At 35.9% G+C, this 20993-nt stretch carries 17 protein-coding genes; 11 read left to right on the top strand and 6 right to left on the bottom strand.

The window, feature by feature from the left end; genetic code table 11:
- Positions 1 to 54 precede the first annotated feature (54 nt).
- The gene (locus B9T31_RS07700; RefSeq protein WP_086181377.1) at positions 55 to 834 is read right to left on the bottom strand and encodes a ferredoxin--NADP reductase; all 780 of its coding nucleotides are present in this window, start codon (positions 832 to 834) and stop codon (positions 55 to 57) included.
- A gap of 107 nt (positions 835 to 941) precedes the next feature.
- On the opposite strand from B9T31_RS07700, the gene tsaA reads away from it, so the two are divergent.
- From tsaA to B9T31_RS07680, 4 genes are all read left to right on the top strand, one after another.
- A complete protein-coding gene (gene tsaA, locus B9T31_RS07695) occupies positions 942 to 1664 on the top strand; it encodes a tRNA (N6-threonylcarbamoyladenosine(37)-N6)-methyltransferase TrmO (RefSeq protein WP_086181376.1) in 723 nt (240 codons plus the stop codon).
- A gap of 138 nt (positions 1665 to 1802) precedes the next feature.
- Positions 1803 to 3368 carry a YadA-like family protein gene (locus B9T31_RS07690; protein ID WP_086181375.1) on the top strand — a complete coding sequence of 522 codons (1566 nt, stop codon included), beginning with the start codon at positions 1803 to 1805 and terminating at the stop codon, positions 3366 to 3368.
- A 335-nt stretch (positions 3369 to 3703) separates the two neighbouring features.
- Positions 3704 to 4906: a YadA-like family protein gene (locus B9T31_RS07685; protein WP_139840902.1), complete on the top strand. Its 1203-nt coding sequence runs from the start codon at positions 3704 to 3706 to the stop codon at positions 4904 to 4906.
- Positions 4907 to 5057: 151 nt separating this feature from the next.
- The gene (locus tag B9T31_RS07680) at positions 5058 to 6815 is read left to right on the top strand and encodes a GspE/PulE family protein (protein ID WP_086181374.1); all 1758 of its coding nucleotides are present in this window, start codon (positions 5058 to 5060) and stop codon (positions 6813 to 6815) included.
- Positions 6816 to 6962: 147 nt separating this feature from the next.
- Here B9T31_RS07680 and hemP read toward each other — a convergent pair whose 3' ends face one another.
- Entirely contained in the window at positions 6963 to 7130 is a 168-nt protein-coding gene (gene hemP, locus B9T31_RS07675) for a hemin uptake protein HemP (RefSeq protein WP_086181373.1), read from the bottom strand.
- Positions 7131 to 7271: 141 nt separating this feature from the next.
- On the opposite strand from hemP, the gene B9T31_RS07670 reads away from it, so the two are divergent.
- On the top strand, positions 7272 to 8171 hold the full coding sequence (locus B9T31_RS07670) for an NUDIX domain-containing protein (RefSeq protein WP_086181372.1): 900 nt from the start codon (positions 7272 to 7274) through the stop codon (positions 8169 to 8171).
- A gap of 84 nt (positions 8172 to 8255) precedes the next feature.
- On the opposite strand, the gene B9T31_RS07665 is transcribed toward B9T31_RS07670, so the two are convergent.
- Positions 8256 to 8777, bottom strand: a complete 522-nt coding sequence (locus tag B9T31_RS07665; RefSeq protein ID WP_086181371.1) for a hypothetical protein — start codon at positions 8775 to 8777, stop codon at positions 8256 to 8258.
- Positions 8770 to 11169 (bottom strand): penicillin-binding protein 1B, encoded by a 2400-nt coding sequence (gene mrcB, locus B9T31_RS07660; protein ID WP_086181370.1) that lies wholly within the window; start codon positions 11167 to 11169, stop codon positions 8770 to 8772. Before mrcB ends, B9T31_RS07665 begins: the two co-directional genes overlap by 8 nt.
- Positions 11170 to 11338: 169 nt before the next feature.
- On the opposite strand from mrcB, the gene B9T31_RS07655 reads away from it, so the two are divergent.
- Positions 11339 to 12262 (top strand): NAD(+) kinase, encoded by a 924-nt coding sequence (locus B9T31_RS07655; protein ID WP_086181369.1) that lies wholly within the window; start codon positions 11339 to 11341, stop codon positions 12260 to 12262.
- A 2-nt stretch (positions 12263 to 12264) separates the two neighbouring features.
- Positions 12265 to 12531, top strand: coding sequence for a YeaC family protein (locus B9T31_RS07650; protein ID WP_086181368.1), 267 nt, complete (start codon positions 12265 to 12267; stop codon positions 12529 to 12531).
- A 58-nt stretch (positions 12532 to 12589) separates the two neighbouring features.
- On the opposite strand, the gene B9T31_RS07645 is transcribed toward B9T31_RS07650, so the two are convergent.
- Positions 12590 to 13591 carry a glycosyl transferase family protein gene (locus tag B9T31_RS07645; RefSeq protein WP_086181367.1) on the bottom strand — a complete coding sequence of 334 codons (1002 nt, stop codon included), beginning with the start codon at positions 13589 to 13591 and terminating at the stop codon, positions 12590 to 12592.
- Between the two features lie 155 nt (positions 13592 to 13746).
- A complete protein-coding gene (locus B9T31_RS07640; protein ID WP_086181366.1) occupies positions 13747 to 15081 on the bottom strand; it encodes a dicarboxylate/amino acid:cation symporter in 1335 nt (444 codons plus the stop codon).
- 785 nt (positions 15082 to 15866) lie between these two features.
- On the opposite strand from B9T31_RS07640, the gene pheA reads away from it, so the two are divergent.
- The 4 genes from pheA (at position 15867) to B9T31_RS07620 (ending at position 20955) form a co-directional block, all read left to right on the top strand.
- Positions 15867 to 16976 (top strand): prephenate dehydratase, encoded by a 1110-nt coding sequence (gene pheA / locus B9T31_RS07635; protein WP_086181365.1) that lies wholly within the window; start codon positions 15867 to 15869, stop codon positions 16974 to 16976.
- Between the two features lie 68 nt (positions 16977 to 17044).
- Positions 17045 to 18136 carry a histidinol-phosphate transaminase gene (hisC, locus tag B9T31_RS07630; RefSeq protein WP_086181364.1) on the top strand — a complete coding sequence of 364 codons (1092 nt, stop codon included), beginning with the start codon at positions 17045 to 17047 and terminating at the stop codon, positions 18134 to 18136.
- Position 18137: 1 nt separating this feature from the next.
- Positions 18138 to 20387, top strand: a complete 2250-nt coding sequence (locus B9T31_RS07625; RefSeq protein WP_086181363.1) for a bifunctional prephenate dehydrogenase/3-phosphoshikimate 1-carboxyvinyltransferase — start codon at positions 18138 to 18140, stop codon at positions 20385 to 20387.
- A gap of 190 nt (positions 20388 to 20577) precedes the next feature.
- Positions 20578 to 20955, top strand: a complete 378-nt coding sequence (locus B9T31_RS07620) for a hypothetical protein (RefSeq protein WP_086181508.1) — start codon at positions 20578 to 20580, stop codon at positions 20953 to 20955.
- Positions 20956 to 20993: the final 38 nt, after the last annotated feature.

Below are 20993 nucleotides of genomic sequence, written 5' to 3'. Positions count from 1 at the left end.
TGCATATTTAATAAAAGAACCGAGCTTTATTGCTCGGTTCTTTATGATGAGTTATTATTTTTCAACAAATGCGCGTTCAATCACATAGTCACCAAGTACACCCATACGAGGTGATTCTTTGAGTCCATGCTGATCTAAAAGTGCTGCAACATCATCTAAGAATGCGGGGCTACCACAAAGCATTGCACGGTCAGTTTCAGGGTTAAAGCGAGGTAAACCAATTTTCTCAAATAATTGACCTGATTCAATAGCAGACGTTACACGGCCTTGGGTATGAAATTCTTCACGCGTTACAGTCGGGTAATATACTAATTTTTCTTTAATTCCTAACTCTTCAAAAAACTCATTATTAGGTAATTCTTCTAAAATTAATTCCTGATAAGCGAGTTCAGAAATAAAACGAGTTCCATGAACAACAATCACTTTCTCAAAACGTTCATATGTTTCTGGATCACGAATAGTTGATAAGAATGGTGCAAGACCTGTGCCTGAAGAAAGAAGGTATAAGTTTTTGCCAGGGTTTAAATCATCAAGTACTAAGGTTCCTGTTGGCTTTTTAGAAATTAGAATTTCATCACCAACTTTTACTTTTTGTAAAATTGAGGTTAATGGACCATCTGGTACTTTAATTGAGAAAAATTCAAGTTCTTCTTCATAATTCGCACTTGCAATAGAGTAAGCACGCATTAAAGGCTTACCATTTACTTCAAGACCAATCATGACAAATTGTCCATTTTTGAAACGTAATGCAACATCACGAGTCGTTTTAAAGGAAAATAAAGTGTCATTCCAGTGATGTACGTGAGTAATCTTTTCGACGTTAAAAGCAGCCATTCAAGGTCTCAATATAAATTATCAAATTAGAACAGATTCCTATTCTAATCTAAAATCATTCTCGATAAACTGAATATATTTAATTGAACTTATCAGAAAAAGTGATTATGAACGTGGTAAATTTCACAATTATTGGTTATATGCATTCACCTTATCAAGAGAAGTTTGGCATTCCTCGTCAACCAAATTTAGTCGATGTTGAATCATATATTGAAATGATTGAACCGTATAATGATTTACTCGCATTTGAAGGAATTGAAACGTTTAGCCATATTTGGTTAATTTGGCAATTTCATGAAAACAAAAACCAAAATGATCGAAACGAGTTTCGACCGCAAGTGCGCCCGCCAAGGTTGGGAGGTAACAAAAAAATAGGTATTTTTGCGACGCGAAGTATGTATCGACCATCTCCTGTTGGTTTATCTGTCGTGAAAATCAAAGAAGTTAAGAAGATAGGAAAAGCTGTTCGTTTATATGTGACAGGGAGTGATTTACTCAATGGTACGCCAATTATAGATATTAAACCTTATATTCAATATTCAGATGCAGTGATTTATGCAGAAAGTGGATATGCGCAAGAAGAGCAAATGAGAAAAGAGATAATTTGGGCAGAGGATGCCGAGCTAGAAGCAAAAGAACTACTCATTAATGAAAAAATTACACGTCAAATGATGACTGAATTAGAGCAAGTTTTATCATTAGATCCACGACCTGCTTATCAAAATGATGAGCAGCGGATATATGGTATGAAACTATTTCATTTGGATATTAAGTTTAAAGTCATAAAAAACAAGATTTTTATTGTTAAATTGGTTAATTATAATAAATAATATGTGATTTATTTTAAATAAATATATTTTAAATTGATTTAAAACTCATAAATATATGTTGCATCAATATTTGTTCTTTATATAATAAAATGTGTAATTTACACATAAATAAATTAATATAATAATAGTGAGAATAAGATGAAATTAACAAGTATTTGGGGAAAGGTATTTAAGGTTTCAGTATTAGCTTGCCTCATTGCTCAGACGAATGGTGTTATGGCTGGCTCAGTAAATGTTTGTGATGGACAAGAATCAGCAATTGGCACGACAACAACATCTAATGTGTCTACGGGGTGTACAGGTAAGCAAGGTGTTGCTTTGTATGAATGGAACTTAGGCGGCTTATCATCAGATTATGCAGGTATTGGCATAGGCATTGGTGCAAATGGAAGTGCAGAGGGGGCGGTATACATTAATGCACCGAACGGTACGACGATTAATTCAACTGTTGATATGAAAAATCATCAAATTAATAAATTAGCAGATGGTACTGCAAATAGCGATGCCGTGAACTTAGGGCAACTTAAAGCATCCGAAGCAGCAGCGGTAGCACAAAGTAAAGCCTATACAGATACAGCGAAAGCAGATGCAATTGCCCAAGGTAAAACGTATACAGATGCTGCAAAAGCAGATGCGATCGCACAAGGAAAAACATATACAGATTTAGCCAAAGCAGATGCAATTGCACAGGGGAAGGTTTATACAGATGTTGCAAAGGCAGATGCGATAGCCCAAGGAAAAACGTATACAGATTTAGCCAAAGCAGACGCTATTTTAATAAGCAATAATTACACAGATACAGCGAAAGCAGATGCAATTGCCCAAGGTAAAACGTATACGGATTTAGCCAAAGCAGATGCTATATTAATAAGCAATAATTATACAGATATAGCGAAAGCAGATGCAATTGCGCAAGGAAAAACGTATACAGATTTAGCCAAAGCTGATGCTATTTTAATAAGCAATAATTACACAGATATAGCGAAAGCAGATGCAATTGCGCAAGGAAAAACGTATACGGATGCAGCCAAGGCAGAAGCAATTTCAACAAGCAACTATTACACGGATGTGGCGAAAGCAGAAGCGATTGCAACAAGTAATACCTATACCAATCAAGAAATAGATAAATTAAGTGATAAAGTTGTTCATTATGATGTTAATGCCGATGGGTCGACCAATAAAACCTCTATAACCTTTGCTGGTGGAGAAAATGGTACAAAATTAACGAATGTTGCCAATGGTAAAATTCAGGCAAATTCAAAAGATGCTGTCAATGGTGCTCAGTTAAATATTACCAATCAAGCTCTGGCAGAATATTTAGGTGGAAATACAGAATATGATACAGCAACACAAAGTTTTAAAGCCCCTTCATTTAGTGTAGGTAACTCTAAATATAATAATGTAGGTGATGCTATTTCTGCTTTAGATACAAGAGTTGATGTGGTATCGAATCGAGTTGACAAATTAGAAGATAAAGTCGAACAAGGCTTAGCGATGTCTGCCGCGATGGCTGGTTTATTTCAACCCTATGGTGTTGGAAAATTCAACTTAACTATTGCAGGTGGAGGGTATGGAAGTCAAGGTGCTTTAGCACTTGGTTCTGGTTATCGGTTTAATGAAACTGCTGCATTTAAAGTTGGGCTTGCTGCCATCCCAGGAAAAGGTAAAGCAAGTTATAATGTTGGAATGAACTTTGAGTGGTAATTTAATATTTGTTATTTTAATGAAAAATTGATGATTTAATAAATACGCCATTAACGTTAATATTTTCATTTATTGAATATTATAAGGTCTATTCTTACATAGACCTTTTTTGATATAAGAGGTGTAATAATTGATTTAAAATATAAGTTAATAATCTTGTAATTGATTTTAAGATAATAAAATATTATTTTTCGGATTTATAATTATTAAAATATAAAATGTGATTTAGTTTGCATTTTAATTAAACTCTTGCTAATTTTTACCGCTTAAAGGCGTTGAGTTTATTTTTATAATAAAACGCTTCTATAAAATTTAATGAGTAATAAGAGTAAATTATGAATAAGAAAATAATACTAAAAACGAATATAAAATTTTATATGCTGTTGAGTTTAATATTTTCAATCAATCATACTGTGGCTGGATCAGTGGATATCTGTACAGGGAATAATTCTTCTACGGGGTATTCATCTGGGAGTAATCCAAGTTATGGCTGTGAAAATAGTACAGGTGTAGGTTTATATGAAAATTATTTAAATAATTTTTCACAAAATACCGCTTCAATTGGTATTGGTATAGATAATGATGGAAAGAAAGTAGGTGCCGTATATATCTATGCCCCTAATGGTACAACGATTAATTCGAATCTGACTTTAGAAAACCATAAAATTACAGATATTGCAGATGCAACTGACGTGCATGATGCTGTTAATTTAGGGCAAATGAATATAGCAACAGCAGATGCAATCAACCAAAGTAATGCTTATACCAACACCAAATTTACTGATGCAATCAACCAAAGTAATGCTTATACCAACACTAAAGTTACCGATGCAATCAACCAAAGTAATACTTATACCAACACTAAATTTGCTGATGCGATCAATCAAAGTAATGCTTATACCGATACTCAAATCTCGAATGTAATCAATGATATTTCAGATCTAAGTGATCAGACTGTACATTATGATAAAAATATAGATGGATCTGTGAATAAAGATTCTGTCACTTTTGAGGGTGGTGCGACAGGAACGCGTCTAAGCAATGTAGCAACTGGGCAGGTGAGTTCAAATTCCAAAGATGCAATTAATGGCTCTCAATTAAATCAAACCAACCAAGTTATTGTTGAATATCTAGGTGGTGGTGCGGCATATAACAATATTACTCAAAGTTTTAATTCTCCAACCTACCAGATTGGAAACAATAATTATAATAATGTTGGTGATGCTTTAGCTGCACTTAATTTGGAAGATATTGCGATGAATAATCGTATTGATAGAACCAATAAACGAATAGATAGTTTAGAGTCTAAAATCGATGATGGGTTGGCCATGGCAGCTGCAATTAATGGTATTTTTCAACCTTATAATATTGGTCGGTTAAATATGTCTGCTGCTATTGGAGGTTATAACAGTCAGCATGCTTTTGCGGTTGGTTCTGGTTACCGATTTAATGATCAGTTCGCAATTAAATCAGGTTTGGCATTTAATCAAAGGCAAGGAAGTTTACTTTATAATGTGGGTATGAACTTTGAGTGGTAACTTAAAGGTGAGTATTTAATAGATTAATATTTATTGCTTTGTGAATTTTGAAGCCTACAGTAATACGATTACTTTAGGCTTTTATTTTTTGAATGATTTTATCTGTTTAAATTTTGTTATATGATTAAATGCGAGATTAATTTGAAGAATAATAATGCATAATTTTGAATTAAATATTATATGGTGTTTAGAAGAGCTTGAAAAAGATAAACAAATAAATGAGCAAGATAAGCGATTGATTCAAACCACTTATCGAACAAAAGAGCAAATGAAATGGCATGCTTTACAATGGATTGCACATTTTAATTTATCAAATCTTTTGTTTCCTAAAGAAAAATTAACGATCAAATATTTAATGGAATGGTTATCTGAAAAGTCAAAAGTTCCAGTATATACAATTGATCCATTAGAGATAGATGTTCCATCATGCACGGCAGTTATGTCTCAAGAATTTGCATATTGCAATAAAATTTTAGCTGTTAAAGTGACTGCTGATGAAATATGGATTGGAACAGATCAACCTTTTCAATTGGATTGGTTGGAGAGTCTAACACAGAGTATTTTGCCTAAAAAAATTGTGAAGGTTCTACTATTTCCTGAACAATTACATCGCTATTTAAATGAATTTTATCAAGTTAGCCGTGCTGTATCTGGATCACAAAAAGCAACTGCATTTCTAAAAGAAAATAAAGGGATAGAAGCTTTATTAGAATTCAATCATACGCAAAGTCCTGATGCAAATGATCAGCATATTGTGAAATTGGTAGACTGGATATTACAGTTTGCTTTTGGACAAAGTGCGAGTGATATTCATCTTGAACCTAGAAAAGAAATTGGTAAAGTCAGGTTTCGTATAGATGGTGTATTACATACCGTATATCAAATGCCTGTAAATACCTTAACCGCAGTTATTTCGCGGTTGAAAATTTTAGGGAGAATGAATGTTGCTGAAAAACGAAAGCCTCAAGATGGACGTTTAAAAACACGAACTGCGCTTGGACAAGAAACTGAATTGAGGCTCGCAACATTGCCAACCGCATTTGGTGAAAAGTTGGTCATGCGTATTTTTAATCCAGATGTAATGGTGAGGAGTTTTCAAGATTTGGGTTTTGACGATCAATTACTTAAACAGTGGAAACAACTGACCGAACATCGTCATGGTATTGTTTTAGTCACTGGGCCGACAGGATCAGGTAAAACGACAACACTCTATTCAACATTAAAACAATTGGCAACGGATCAAGTAAATGTTTGCACAATTGAAGATCCAATCGAAATGTTAGAAGCCAGTTTTAATCAAATGCAAGTGAATTATAATATTGATTTGAGTTTTGCTGATGGTATTCGTGCATTGATGCGTCAAGATCCAGATATTATTATGGTTGGTGAAATTCGTGATTACGATACTGCCAATATGGCAATACAGGCAGCACTCACAGGGCATTTGGTGATCTCTACCTTACACACCAATGATGCACCATCAAGTTTGATTCGACTCCATGATTTAGGGATACAACCGTTTTTAACGGGGGCGACGCTATTGGCTGTTTTGGCACAACGTTTGATTCGAACACTTTGTGAAGGTTGTAAGCAAACCGCAGTAATAAATAAACAAGAATGGCAACAATTAACATATGATTTTGATATTCCTTGTCCATCCTTTGTATTTCAAGCAGTGGGCTGTGGGCAATGTCGAAATACTGGATATAAAGGTCGAATCGGAATTTACGAGTTCATGCCGATGACTTTACAGTGTAAGCAGCTGATTGCTCAAAATAGCAATTTAAATGTGTTGAAAGCGCAAATAAAAAAAGATGGTATTGAGCCGTTACGTATCGCAGGTGCTTATAAAATTATTGCTGGGATCACGACAATAGACGAGGTTTTACGAGTTGTACCATTAGGTTAGTTTTCTAGTTTAATTTTTATTGATTTGCTGAATCATATTAGACTGCATTCAATTGAATGGTGTACTTAACGTTATATTGGATGAAGAGAAAAAAGCAGTATCATTAAATACTGCTTGTGCCCACGATTATAATTTTAAAGTGATAATTTATTTTGTAAGTATTAAGCGATTGTTGCGTGTAAGGCGTAGGCGGTATTCCTCTCCAGCGTGCATGATGCGAATTTCTCTTCCTAATGCAAAGAGATTATTCGAATGTAACATAGGGAGAGAGTGAGCGACTTCGTTACGTGTGAATAAGCTAAAAGGTGCGTTCATTTGATGGACTCCGTGGTGTAATTATCTGAACGACTTAAATGATAATCATTATCGAATAGGGCTGTCAATAAAATATTTATACATTTTATAAAAAAATATAATTAGCATACACTAGGACATTCATCGGTAAATGGAAAGATCATGGCTAAACCAGATATACATGTCTCGATTGCAATTTTAATTCATCAATCTAAAGTTTTGGTGGGATGGAGAAAAGCTGAACAGCATCAAGGGAATAAGTATGAATTTCCTGGTGGTAAAGTTGATGCTGAGGAGACGCCTTTAAAAGCTTGCCGTCGTGAAGTACTGGAAGAAGTAGGCATTGATCTAGAACATTATTTTAATTTTGATTTTATTCGCCATGAATATGAAGATATTGTGGTTAATCTACATTTTTTTCTAGCTTATGTGCATGCAGACCACTTAGCGCATATTAAACAACCATGGTCATGGTATCGCCGTGAAGAGTTGCAAGATTTAAATTTTCCTAAAGCCAATAAAAATATTGTCAAACGATTAAATTTGCTTAAAAAAATAAAAATATCTGAGGATTTATCTCAGTTAAATACCTTACAAGATCATCAATATTTTTATTGGCGGCCAGCGCAAGACGAGATATACAGCGCACTCCTAGCAGGTTATAGCCCAAATTTACTTTCACGCGTTATTGTAAATATTGATATATGGAATACGCTATCAGAATTACAACAGAAAATGATGAAGATTGTGCAACTTAAACATCATCAAGTGATGCAGCTTAAGCAAGCAGATTTACAGCTAGGCATCACCTATATCGCATCTTGCCATGATCGCGATAGTTTGGACAATGCACAACGAATGGGTTGCAGTGCTGCCTTTTTAAGCCCAATTTTAGCAACAGACTCTCATCCAGATGTACAAGGAATGGGGTGGTCAGTATTTTCAAAATTGGCAGAACAATCTGATTTAGCAATTTTTGCACTTGGTGGTTTAAAATCAACAGATTTAGCAACTGCAATACAACATTATGCTTATGGAATTGCGGGTATTCGCCATATGTAAAATATGCCTAGGTTCAATTGAATAATCTATTGAACCTAGGCATGTCAAAACGTATGAATAAGCGTTCGAATCTACGGTATGTGTTTATTGGGTTTGCCGAATAATTTGGTTGAGTTGTTTTTTCAAATTTTCATTTGGTGTAAAGCTGAGGCCACGCTGTGCGAAGGAAAGCGCATTTACTTTATCATTTTTAGCCAAAGAGATTTTTGATAAAGTTAAATACGTTTGTGCAGTTTGTGGCGCAAGCCTTTGCGCTTGTAAGGCAAAACCTTCTGCTTGTGAAATTTGATTGTGTTGAATTGCGATTTCTGCTTGTTGAATTAAATTTTTAAAAGCGGGCAATTGACTACCATCATTAAATTTTTGCTCATTTTTCTGTTGAGGGATGACAATTCTTTGCTCGACATGCGGTTTTGGCGGCATTTGTTGACGTTTAATTTCCTCTTGCTCATAAGGTTTAATCACGACACCCGTTGGTGTATGTATCTCTTTTGCAATACTTGGGGGGTGAGGAATTACTTTAGGCGGTTCAATGATTGGCTGAGGTTGGCTAATACAGCCAACCAAACCCAGTAATAAAAATGATATGAGTGAAATTTTAACCATAAGTTTTATTCGATATATTTAAAGTTTTGTTCAGTGAAATAATTTGTCCACGACTAATATCATTACGTTCAGTTTCATTGATATAGTTTTCGATCGGATCTGTTTGATCGAGCATGTTTGGATCGACAGCTTCAGATGCGGGCTCAACATGATAGTTTGGTAAACCACATTCGGTTGCACTACGCGGTATTTGAGAGTCAAGCAGTGGGATACGAATTGCACCATTACAACCTTGTGCAGATAAATAACCGGTATGTGTGTCCATCCAATGCCATTGAACGTTGTCTGGTTGGCGTAAGTTGACTGGTTTTTGTCTAAGTTGTTTCATGACATTACTCCAAACAGGTAATGCACCAGATGAGCCAGTAAGCCCCGTAACAGCGTTATTGTCCAAGCCTAGCCAAACGACAGCAACGTAATTCCCAGAATAACCTGCAAACCAAGAGTCACGAGTATCATTTGTGGTACCCGATTTACCTGCTAAGTTTAGGCTTGTAGGGAGGGTGTTGTATGCAGAACGCCCGGTTCCTGATGCCATAACTTGTTGTAATCCATAATTCAAAATGTAGGCTGATGAAGGATCAATCGTTTGTTGTACGGTTAAGCCATAATGATCTAATACACGACCATTTGAATCTACGACTGAACGGATTGCTTTCGTTGGATATTTAAAACCACCAGTTGCAAAGTTTCCATAAATTCCTGCCATTTCAATCGGTGTTAAATCAACTGCACCTAAGAAGCTAGAAGGATAGTTAGGAATGTTATTGCTATTAACTCCAAGTTTAATCAGCTGATTTTTAAAAGCCAATAACCCAAATTCTTGTCCTAAACGAACAGCAGAAAGGTTATATGAGTTTGCTAAAGCTTGTACCATTGGGACAGTGCCATATTCACGACCACTATAATTTTTCGGTGTCCAATCTTTTCCACCAGAAGGAATTGAAATTGCGCTATCGGTGATCGGGGATGCCCACGTGTATCGACCAGATTCAATGGCAGTGAGATAGATCACGGGTTTGAGTAAAGAACCGACTTGACGTCTTGCATCTAATGCACGGTTAAAACCAGTGAAGTCTTGAGTTGAGCCGACAACTGCAACAAGTTCGCCATTCTCAGGGTGAACAATCACGACTGCACCTTGGAGGTCTTGTAAGCGCTTAGGATTAGATTTAGAAAGTCTATTCACTGATGCTTTAAATGTATCTTGAACTTTGATTTGAGCAACAGGGTCAAGAGTTGTAAAGATACGAAGCCCTTGATTGGTTAAATCACTTTCTTGATATTCACTTCTGAGTTGACGACGGACAACATCTAAAAAGTCTGGGAAGCGAGCAGCAGCAAGAGCTGGTTTTTTAACCACACCAAGTGGGCGTGCAGACTCTAAGTCATATTGTTCAGGTGTTAGATAGCCCATCACCATCATATTGTTTAATACAATATTACGACGTTTCAGCGCACTTTCAGGATTGCGCCATGGATTATATAACGAAGGACCTTGAACTAAACCAACAAGAAAGGCTTGTTGGGCAATATTGAGCTCTTGAAGCGGTAAACCAAAGTAAAATTGGGAAGCAAGACCGTAACCATTAATAGAGTAATTACCACTTTGTCCTAAGTTAACTTCATTTAAATAAGCTTCTAAAATTTCATTTTTAGAATAATGAAAGTCAACCAAAACAGACATTAATGCTTCATTAACTTTACGTTTTAAGGTTCGTTCAGGCGTTAAATAGAAGTTTTTAACCAATTGCTGAGTTAATGTTGAACCCCCTTGTCGTTTTCCACCCGTCACATTACTCACAATTGCACGGGCAGTTCCACGAAAAGAAATCCCATGATGACTATAAAAATTACGATCTTCGGTCGAAATGAGTGCTTCAATGAGTGGTTTAGGAACTTTGTTTAATTTAATAAGAACGCGGTCTTCATTGTGTTGAGGATAAATTCCACCCACCAACATCGGTTCAAGTCGAGCAATACCTGTTGAAGATGGTTTTGTTGCACTGACATCTGAAACGCGATCATCGGTAAACGATACTTTTAGAATTTGTTCAGGGTCAACACTATCGCCAAAATCGAAACCACGTGTATGAACATAAACGGTATTACCCGTCGATAAATAATGCCCAGTTTTTGTATAGTTATCTGAGCTTTTATAACCGAGTAGTTTTAACTCTTCGAGTAGGTCTGCTTGGCTGATTGATGCATTATTAAATATTTCTAATGGGCGAGCAAAAACTTTAGCAGGAATGTCCCAGCGTTTTCCTTCAAATTTGTCACGTACAATATTGTCCATTCGAATTAAATAGATACTAAATGCGACAAATGCACCAATCACAATAATACAAAAAAGAAGTGCGAATAAACCGATACCACGTTCATACTTCATATAAATTAATTAATTCCTAAATATACTTGCTAATCATGCGAAGCTTTTTACTTTTTTGCAATATTTAATCTGTGAATATTTAAAGAAGAAAAAATGAAAATATCCTTTTTCATGTATTTTAAAATTATTAAAATATTCATAGTTGATGATATGATATGTAACGAATCGTATGGGAGCGATATCGCAGGTGCAAATTTCACATAAAAACTTTCGAAACATTGGACTGATTGGTCGTCCTGGCAAGTCGTCAGTTGTTGAAACTTTAAATCTTATTCATGATCATGTGTTAAGTCTTGGATTACATCCAATTTTTGATGCAGAAACCGCTGAATTAGTTCCTTATAAAAATACTCAAACGGTGAGCCGCGCTTTATTAGGTGAGGTTGTCGATCTTGTTATTGTGGTCGGTGGTGATGGTTCACTCTTGCATGCTGCAAGAGCATTGGTTAAATATAATACGCCAGTTGTTGGTGTTAACCGTGGCCGTTTAGGCTTTTTAACGGATATCAAACCCACAGAAGTTATTTTTAAACTTGATCAAGTTTTACAAGGGCAGTTTCAATTAGATCGTCGTTTCTTATTAGAGATGGAAATTCGATCTAAAGGCGAAATCATTTACGAAGCAGTCGCACTCAATGATGTTGTTTTGCATTCGGGTAAATCGGTTCATATGATCGATTTTGATTTACATATTGATGGACAGTATGTGTATAGACAACATAGCGATGGTTTAATTGTTTCAACCCCAACAGGTTCAACTGCTTATGCACTTTCTGGTGGTGGTCCAATTTTACATCCAGGTATGGATGCCATTGCATTAGTGCCCATGCATCCTCATACGTTATCATCTCGACCGATTGTGGTGGGTGGTCAAAGTGAAATTAAAATTGCCATTCGTGAAAATCGAGTGTTGCCTATGGTGAGTGCAGACGGTCAGCATAGTGTTTCATTAAGTGTTGGTGATAGTTTGCATATACGTAAACATCCTTATAAACTTAATTTACTACACCCACCAGGCTATGATTTTTATATGGCATGCCGTACAAAGCTTGGTTGGAATCAAGATTTTGAATCTTTACAGCAACAGGATTAATCATGAATATTGAACAAATGCTAGCAGTACTCGATCCTGATATTGTGAGTCGTTTAAAAGTTGCAATTGAAATTGGAAAATGGCCGAATGGTGTTGTATTAACGCCAGAACAACGTCAAATATGCATGCAAGCTGTCTATACTTGGGAAGCTAAAAACTTACCAGAAACAGAACGTAGTGGTTATATTGATCGAGGCACGAAAGAGGAAGATGAACATTGTGATTCACATGTTGAAGAGCCAGAGTTTAAGCCAATTCGATTTGTATAAGCTATAAAAAAAGACACAATAAAGTGTCTTTTTTATATTCGATTTAAGTTAAAGCGTATTATTGGGAGAATCGTGTCGTCCAGAGCACCCGTGCCTTTTGCATGGCATCATGATATGTAGCACAAACATTCATGGTATATAATGCAATGCCGATGGTCTCAATCACAGCAATTTCACCATATTCATGCTGTTGTTGACCTTCCCAAACGGCCTTAAAAATATTTAAATCTAACTGATCTTCAGTTGGGCTCCGATTATCCGTTAATTTTGCAAGCTCATGTTCATATAACTCACCATTTTTAATACCACAAATTAAGGTTTTAGCATCTGGATTACGTTCAAATTCTCCACCTTCACCTTTGATTACAGCACTATTTTGATAACCTAATTTAAATGCAGCATGTTGATGGGAGCTACGATAAGCAGGATGGAAAATTGCTTGTAATGTTGCTTTTGCATTAAATGGATTAATTAGGCGTGCTAAGGTATGAATTGGAGAACGTAATCCCATAATATTTCTAAGCGAAATGAGCTCGTCTAAAATAGATGAAATTGCTGATAGCGGTAAATACGCGAAATTTTTCTCTTGTAATTGTTGTCTTACATCATTTTCATTTTGGCAAATAGGAAAGCCTAAAAATGTTAATACTTGCTCTGTATAAATACGATTGATGGTATGACCCGATGCACCATGCATTACAATGTTATAACCATTTTTAGCTAAGGTGAGTGCAGCTAAAATGAACCAAGGAAAATGTTTACGTTTCCCTGCATAAGATGACCAATCTAAATCGACATTTAAAGTTTGAAAATTGAGTTGATCTTTCGTTGCTTGCACAAAACCCGTCAGTTCATCTACAGATTCCTCTTTAACTCTAAGTAACATTAAGAATGCACCAAGTTGTACATCAAGAACTTCATTTTTCAGAATCATAGAAAATGCGTCATAAGCTTCATTATAAGTCAATGAGCGAGCACCATTTTTTCCTTTTCCAATAATACGTATATATTGAGCAAAAGGATGTTCAAAATTTTGATAGAGGTTACGTTTGGTATTCATGATTCATAGACAAATAAATAGAGCATGACCAATATGCCATATTTAAAAAATAAGAAAAGAACCGTATTTTATTTTTTATAAAAATGAAGCTGTTATTTTGAATGATTCAAACCGAATGATTGGCATCATTCGGTTGAATTTACAGAAATATAAACTTAAGTATCGAGTTTTGCCGTTGGGTTAATATCGGTAGTAGAGAGTGTTGGGTTTTTCATTGTATGATCAAATGTTGTTTGATCTAAGGCATTGTCCCATTTTGCCACAACAATGGTCGCACAAGCATTACCTACTAAGTTGGTGAGTGCACGACATTCTGACATGAAACGGTCAATCCCTAAAATCAATGCCATGCCTGCAATTGGAACGGATGGAACGACGGATAGGGTTGCTGCAAGAGTAATAAAACCTGCACCTGTGACACCAGCTGCGCCTTTGGAACTAATCATTGCAACCAAGAGTAATGTAAATTGTTGTGTAAGCGTAAGTTCAATATTACAAGCTTGGGCAATAAAGAGAGCCGCCATTGTCATATAGATATTGGTTCCATCTAAATTGAAGGAATAACCAGTAGGAATGACCATTCCAACAACAGATTTTTCACATCCCGCTTTTTCCATTTTACGCATTAACGACGGTAAAGCTGCTTCTGAGGAGCTGGTACCTAAAACCAGCCATAGCTCATCTTTGATATAGCGAATAAGATTTAAAATAGAAAAACCGTTATAACGTGCAACAAGACCTAAAATAACCAGTACAAAAAGCAAAGAGGTAATATAGAAGGTAGCAATGAGCATCATTAGATTACCAATGCTCGATATTCCATACTTTCCAATAGTAAAAGCCATCGCACCGAAAGCACCAATTGGTGCAAATTTCATGAGCATACCGACTAAGTGAAATACAGGCGTCGTCAGATTATTGAGAAAACTAACAATCGGTTTGCCTTTTTCTCCAATAGCTGCCAGTGATAAACCAAAAATAATAGCAACAAATAAAACTTGAAGTATTTCACCTGAAACCAGTGGGCTGATTAAAGTTGTAGGTAAAATATTCATTAAGAAATCAACAATAGATGCATCATGTGCTTTTGCAGCATATTCCGTAACTTTATCACTATGTAGCGTGAGCGGGTCTATATTTAATCCATCGCCAGGGCGAATTATATTCCCCACAATCATGCCGATAATGAGTGCAAGTGTTGAAAATGTGAAGAAATAAAGCATTGCTTTTCCAGCAACACGGCCGACAGCGCCCATATGTTGCATGCCAGAAATTCCTGTAACCACTGTTAAAAATATCACTGGTGCAATGATCATTTTAACCAGTTTAATAAAGGCATCTCCAAGCGGTTTTAAGCTTGCACCGTAATCTGGATAAAAATGTCCAAGTAGAATGCCAAGAGCAATGGCAACAATAACTTGAACATAAAGAATTTGATAAATTTTTTGTTTTTTAGGAGGCGTGGAACCGTGTTCAGTGTGAATATCCATAAAAATCCTTATATCTATATGCTTTTATTGCAATATTTATCCATTAAAAAATTATTCAGTTATTTCAAGAAGGGGGGCATTTTTTGATGTTAAGATTTTAAGTATTTTTATAACGCTCAGACAAATATCGATTTACGATCAGTTACTTAACTATTATTCACGAGAATATTTATATAATCATGATGTGTTGAATTTAATGTGAATTCAAATCTTTATTTTTGGATGATCAAAGTTAAAATTATTAATTATCATGATTTAAATTTTTGTAGCAGAAGAATTTATATCAAAATAAGTAGAGTATTATTTATTTTAATTAACACTAATTTTTAAAAATAATAAACTGTTATTAAATTTGCAATAATATAAAAAAACAATAAATAGATATAAGATATTGAATTTTATTTTGATGGGATTAATATTTATTTCTTATTTATCGATTATATGTGCAAATTACATAACGATTTTAAGCAGATATATTGAGTTGAAAGATATTATTAGAAATGTTTGAGTTCAACATAAATGATCTGCATAAAATGATTTATAACAAAATTCAGTTATTGACATTATTATGAATAAAGAAGTGTATTGAAAATAATCAATTTAATTTTTATATGTCCAAGTATTTTAAACTATTGAGAAAGAGAGCTTATGAAAATAGTTTAAGGGAGATTGATTGCTTTAATTGTATATTTTTCAAGCTTAAATTTTCAAAGTTCTATTGCGTAACAATTTAAAGCTAACTATTGTTATAATGTAGAAAACGGGTTTTAAAAGGCACCATAATAATGATCCATGACGATCAAAACACCAAGACTTCTCTAGATCTTACGCAGATTCGTGAAGATATTGATTCTGTAGATCAGCAGATTCAGCAATTAATTAATCGCCGTGCTAAATTAGCAGAGGCAGTCGCAATCGCGAAGTTTGCTGCAGAAGAGAATCCGCTGTTTTACCGTCCTGAGCGTGAAGCGCAAGTTTTACGTAATGTTATGGAGCGTAATACTGGTCCATTATCAGATGCAACGATGGCGCGTTTGTTCCGTGAAATTATGTCTGCGTGTTTGGCATTAGAAGCACCACAGAGTATTGCATTTTTAGGTCCAATAGGAACCTACACACATTCTGCTGTGCTTAAACAATTTGGACAAGATGCAGTTATTCGTCCCTTACCAACCATTGATGAAGTATTTCGTGAAGTTGAAGCGGGCAGTGCGCATTATGGATTGGTGCCAGTAGAAAACTCATCTGAAGGCGTGGTCAATCACACTTTAGATTGTTTCAAAGCATCTCATTTAAATGTGATTGGTGAGGTTGAATTACGAATTCATCATCAATTCCTAATCTCTGAAAATACACGTAAAGACAGTATTAAACAGATTTACGCTCATCAACAAACGTTAGCACAATGCCGTGGTTGGTTAGATGCGCATTATCCAGGGGTGGAGCGTGTAGCTTTAAGTTCAAATGCAGAAGCTGCGCGTCGTATCCGTAATGAGTGGCACTCTGCTGCAATTGCTTCAGATGTCGCAGCAAGTATTTATGATTTAGAAATCTTACACAGTAATATTGAAGATAATCCTGAAAATACCACAAGATTTTTGGTGATTGGTCGTGAGAAAGTGCCACAAAGTGGTAATGATAAGACATCTTTACTTATTTCTGCACATGATCGTGCAGGGGCATTGTTGGATATTCTTGCACCATTTGCCAAGTACAATATTAGCTTAACCAGTATAGAAACACGTCCAGCACTTCCTGAAAAATGGGCGTATGTGTTCTTTATTGATTTAGAAGGTCATATTGAGCAAGACAATGTCAAAGCAGCAATTGAAGAAATTCGACCATTAGTTAAAGAAGTACGAGTGCTCGGTTCTTACCCTATTGCTGTTTTATAATGCATCAGAGTTATTCATTAAAATTGAATGAATAATAGCTATTATTTGAAATAAATTGGAAGTATCAAATGACGTTTGTCCCAGCCAATGAAGGCATTGCACAGTTACAACCGTATCAACCAGGTAAGCCAATTAGCGAACTTGAGCGTGAGTTGGGCATTACAGATATTGTTAAACTTGCTTCAAATGAGAACCCTTTGGGCTGCTCTGATTTGGTAAAGCAAGCTGTTGCTGATGAACTTGCTGAAATTGGTCGTTATCCAGATGGTGGTGGTTTTATTTTAAAAGACCAAATTTATTCGCAATTTGGTTTTAATCATAATCGTATTACCTTAGGAAACGGTTCAAACGATTTACTTGAAATTTTTGCACGTGCTTTTGTTTCTGAGCGTGATTCAGTCGTTTATAGTCAACATGCATTTGCCGTTTATGGTCTAGTAACACAAGCCATTGGGGCTAAAGCAATAGAAGTGCCAGCAAAAGATTTTTCTCATGATCTTATTGCTATGGCTGAGGCAATTGAAAAAAATACCAAACTGGTTTTCATTGCAAATCCCAATAATCCAACAGGAACTTGGTTTGAAGAAGCAGAATTTGATGTTTTCATGCAAAAAGTACCTCCTCATGTGATTGTGGTATTGGATGAAGCTTATGTTGAATATTTTCCAGAAAATTTTAATAGCTTAAAATTTCTTGAACAATATTCGAATTTGATTGTAAGCCGTACACTCTCTAAGTGTTATGGTCTTGCTGCTTTACGTGTTGGTTTTGCATTAGCGTCTATAGAAGTGACGGATTATTTAAATCGAATTCGACAACCATTTAATGTGAACCATTTAGCCATGGTTGCAGCCGTTGCAGCTTTAAAGGATGAAGATTTTATTGAAAAATCTCGTCTTGTGAATAAAGCAGGCATGGCGCAACTTGAAGCGGGCTTCAAGGCACTAGGTTTAAATTATGTTGCTTCTCGAGCAAATTTTATTTTAGTTAATGTTCAAGCTGATCCAGCGCAAACATTCAATGCATTATTGAAGGAAGGTGTAATTGTACGTCCAGTGGGCATTGCAAAACACTTGCGTGTTTCAATTGGAACAGAAACAGAAAATGCAAAATTTTTAGCAGCATTGGCTCAGGTTTTAGGTTTAGAGGCGAAAGCTTAACATGTCTCAAATGATGTTTGAAAAAGTGGCATTTATTGGGCTTGGACTAATTGGTTCAAGTCTTGCCCGTGTTATTGTTGCTAATCATTTGGCAAAGCAGGTAGTTGCTTCAACACGATCTCAGAAAACACTTGAAGATGCGAAGGTCTTAGGTCTAATTCAACAAGGTTATGAAAATCCAATTGATGCTGTTCAAGGTGCAGATTTAGTTATTTTAGCGTTGCCTGTACGTGCAACACAAAAGGTACTTGAGACTATTAAACCTTATTTATTCAGCCATGCCATTATCACAGATGTTGGTAGTACCAAAGGCAATGTAGTTGAAGCTGCAAAAGCTGTATATGGGGATGATTTACCAGAAGGTTTTGTACCCGGTCATCCTATAGCAGGTTCTGAACATACTGGCGTTCATGCAGGCAGAATTGATTTATTTGCAAATCATAAAGTTATTTTGACGCCATTGCCAACCAGTGCGAATTGGGCTGTTGATAAGTTAATTTGTCTTTGGCAAGCTGCACAAGCAGAAGTTATTTGTATGGATGTCGATAAACATGATGAAGTCCTTGCACATACCAGCCATCTTCCACATTTAATGGCATTTAATTTGGTTGAGCAATTAGCGAATCGAGAAGATAATTTAGATATTTTTCGCTATGCTGCTGGTGGTTTTCGAGATTTTTCACGAATTGCTGCCAGTGACCCACAAATGTGGCATGACATTTTCTTTGCCAATAAAAAGGCAATTTTAAATGCAGTAGATGGTTTTGAAAAACAATTGGCCGTTATTCGCCAGTTAATTGAAGATGAAGATTCACACGCTTTAATGGGTTTATTAGGGCATGCACAAGCTGCGCGCCAGCATTTTAACCATATGCTCGCAAAGAGCCCTTTGATGGAGAACAAAAAAGTGACGACACAACAATTTACGATTTTGCCTGGTAAAAAAAGTTTCAAAGGTAAATTTAGTATTCCAGGTGATAAATCCGTGTCACATCGCTCCATCATGTTTGGTGCAATTGCAGAAGGAACGACGCATGTTACAGGCTTTTTGGAAGGGGAAGATGCACTTGCAACCATTCAAGCTTTCCGTGACATGGGAGTCAGTATTGAAGGACCAAAAAATGGTGAAGTTACTGTACATGGTGTAGGAATGCAGGGTTTAAAAGCACCAAAATCTGAGTTGTACATGGGTAACTCAGGGACCTCAATGCGTTTACTTTCTGGCATGCTGGCTGCACAAAAATTTGACTCAGTAATGACTGGTGATGCTTCACTGTCAAAGCGTCCAATGGAACGTATTGCAAAACCTTTACGTGAAATGGGAGCACAGATTCAAACGACGGGCGAACGTGGTACACCACCTGTGTCTATTACAGGGAGTCAAATGCTCAAAGGGATTCACTACGATTTGCCAATGGCTTCAGCACAAGTGAAATCTGGCATTTTATTTGCAGGTTTATGGGCAGAAGGCGAAACGTCGGTTGTAGAACCAGAACCAACACGAGATCATACAGAACGTATGCTGCGTGCATTTGGATATCCGGTCAAGACTGAAGGAAATCGTATTTCGCTTCAAGGTGGTGGTAAATTAATTGCAACAAATATTCAAGTTCCTTCGGATATTTCATCTGCGGCATTCTTTATGGTGGGTGCAGCAATTACAGAAAATTCTGATGTTACCTTAGAAGCAGTTGGCATTAATCCAACTCGGACAGGAATTATTGAAATCTTAAAACAGATGGGCGCAGACTTAACTGTTGAAAATGAACGTATTGCAGGTGGTGAGCCAATTGCAGATATTCGTATTCGAGGTTCACGTACTTTAAAAGGTATTCATATGCCTGAAGATCAAGTGCCACTTGCAATTGATGAATTCCCTGCATTATTTATTGCCGCAGCATGTGCTGAAGGTCAAACTATCTTAACAGGGGCAGCTGAGCTTCGAGTAAAAGAGTCTGACCGTATTCAAGTGATGGCGGATGGTCTAAAAAGTATGGGAATTGATTGTACACCCACTGAGGACGGTATCATCATCGAAGGAAAAGGGAAGTCTGGAGAATGGGATGCAATTTTTACAGGCAGTGAAATTGAATCTCATCATGATCATCGTATTGCGATGAGTTTCTCTATGGCAGGTTTACGTACTTCAGGTGCGATTAAAATTGTGGGGACAGAAACTGTCGCGACAAGTTTTCCGACATTTACCGCATTGACTGAATTAGCGGGTTTAAGCATTCAAGTCAGTGAATAACGCTTTACGCTGTAATCTTAAAAAAGCTTGCGTTTATCGCAAGCTTTTTTATGTCTTAAATTATTAAATAAATTTAAAGACTTGAGTTTTTATTTGTAATTAATATATTAAAAAAATGGAATTTACTTGGCTGTTTGCTGTTTATTACTTATGCTAAAACAATACAAGAAAAATGCTTTTAGGTCTTATGATGCGTACATTAAAATTTTTAGCCAATAACGGAACAGATAATCAAGTACAAAACTCACATGAAGTGCAAGACTATGTTGCCAATGTATTAACTCAAAAATTAACTAAATATGGTTTTGAAACACTTGCCCAAAGTGGCGCACAAGTTGCAGTCAGTGTTGACCAATATGCTTTACCTTTGGCTGTCCGTTGTGAAACTCAAAATGCAGATGGTCATTTGGTTTGTGAAATTTCATCTTATCCAGACGAAGAACAAGATTGGTTAGCGCGCATTACAGAGCGAAGTTTACTAAATCAGCTTGCACAAGCAGTTGAAAACTCCTTAAAAGATGAAGCATCATTAAGTGAATTTAAATGGATTGATCAAGAAAATATTTAATTTGAAGTATGTGGTAGTTTTTTAGATAAATATTAATT

It is taken from the genome of Acinetobacter sp. ANC 4558, from assembly GCF_002135375.1.
Classification (GTDB): Bacteria; Pseudomonadota; Gammaproteobacteria; order Pseudomonadales; family Moraxellaceae; genus Acinetobacter.
Note: the sequence above shows the minus strand (reverse complement) of the source record. Positions and strands in the feature narration are given on the sequence as shown.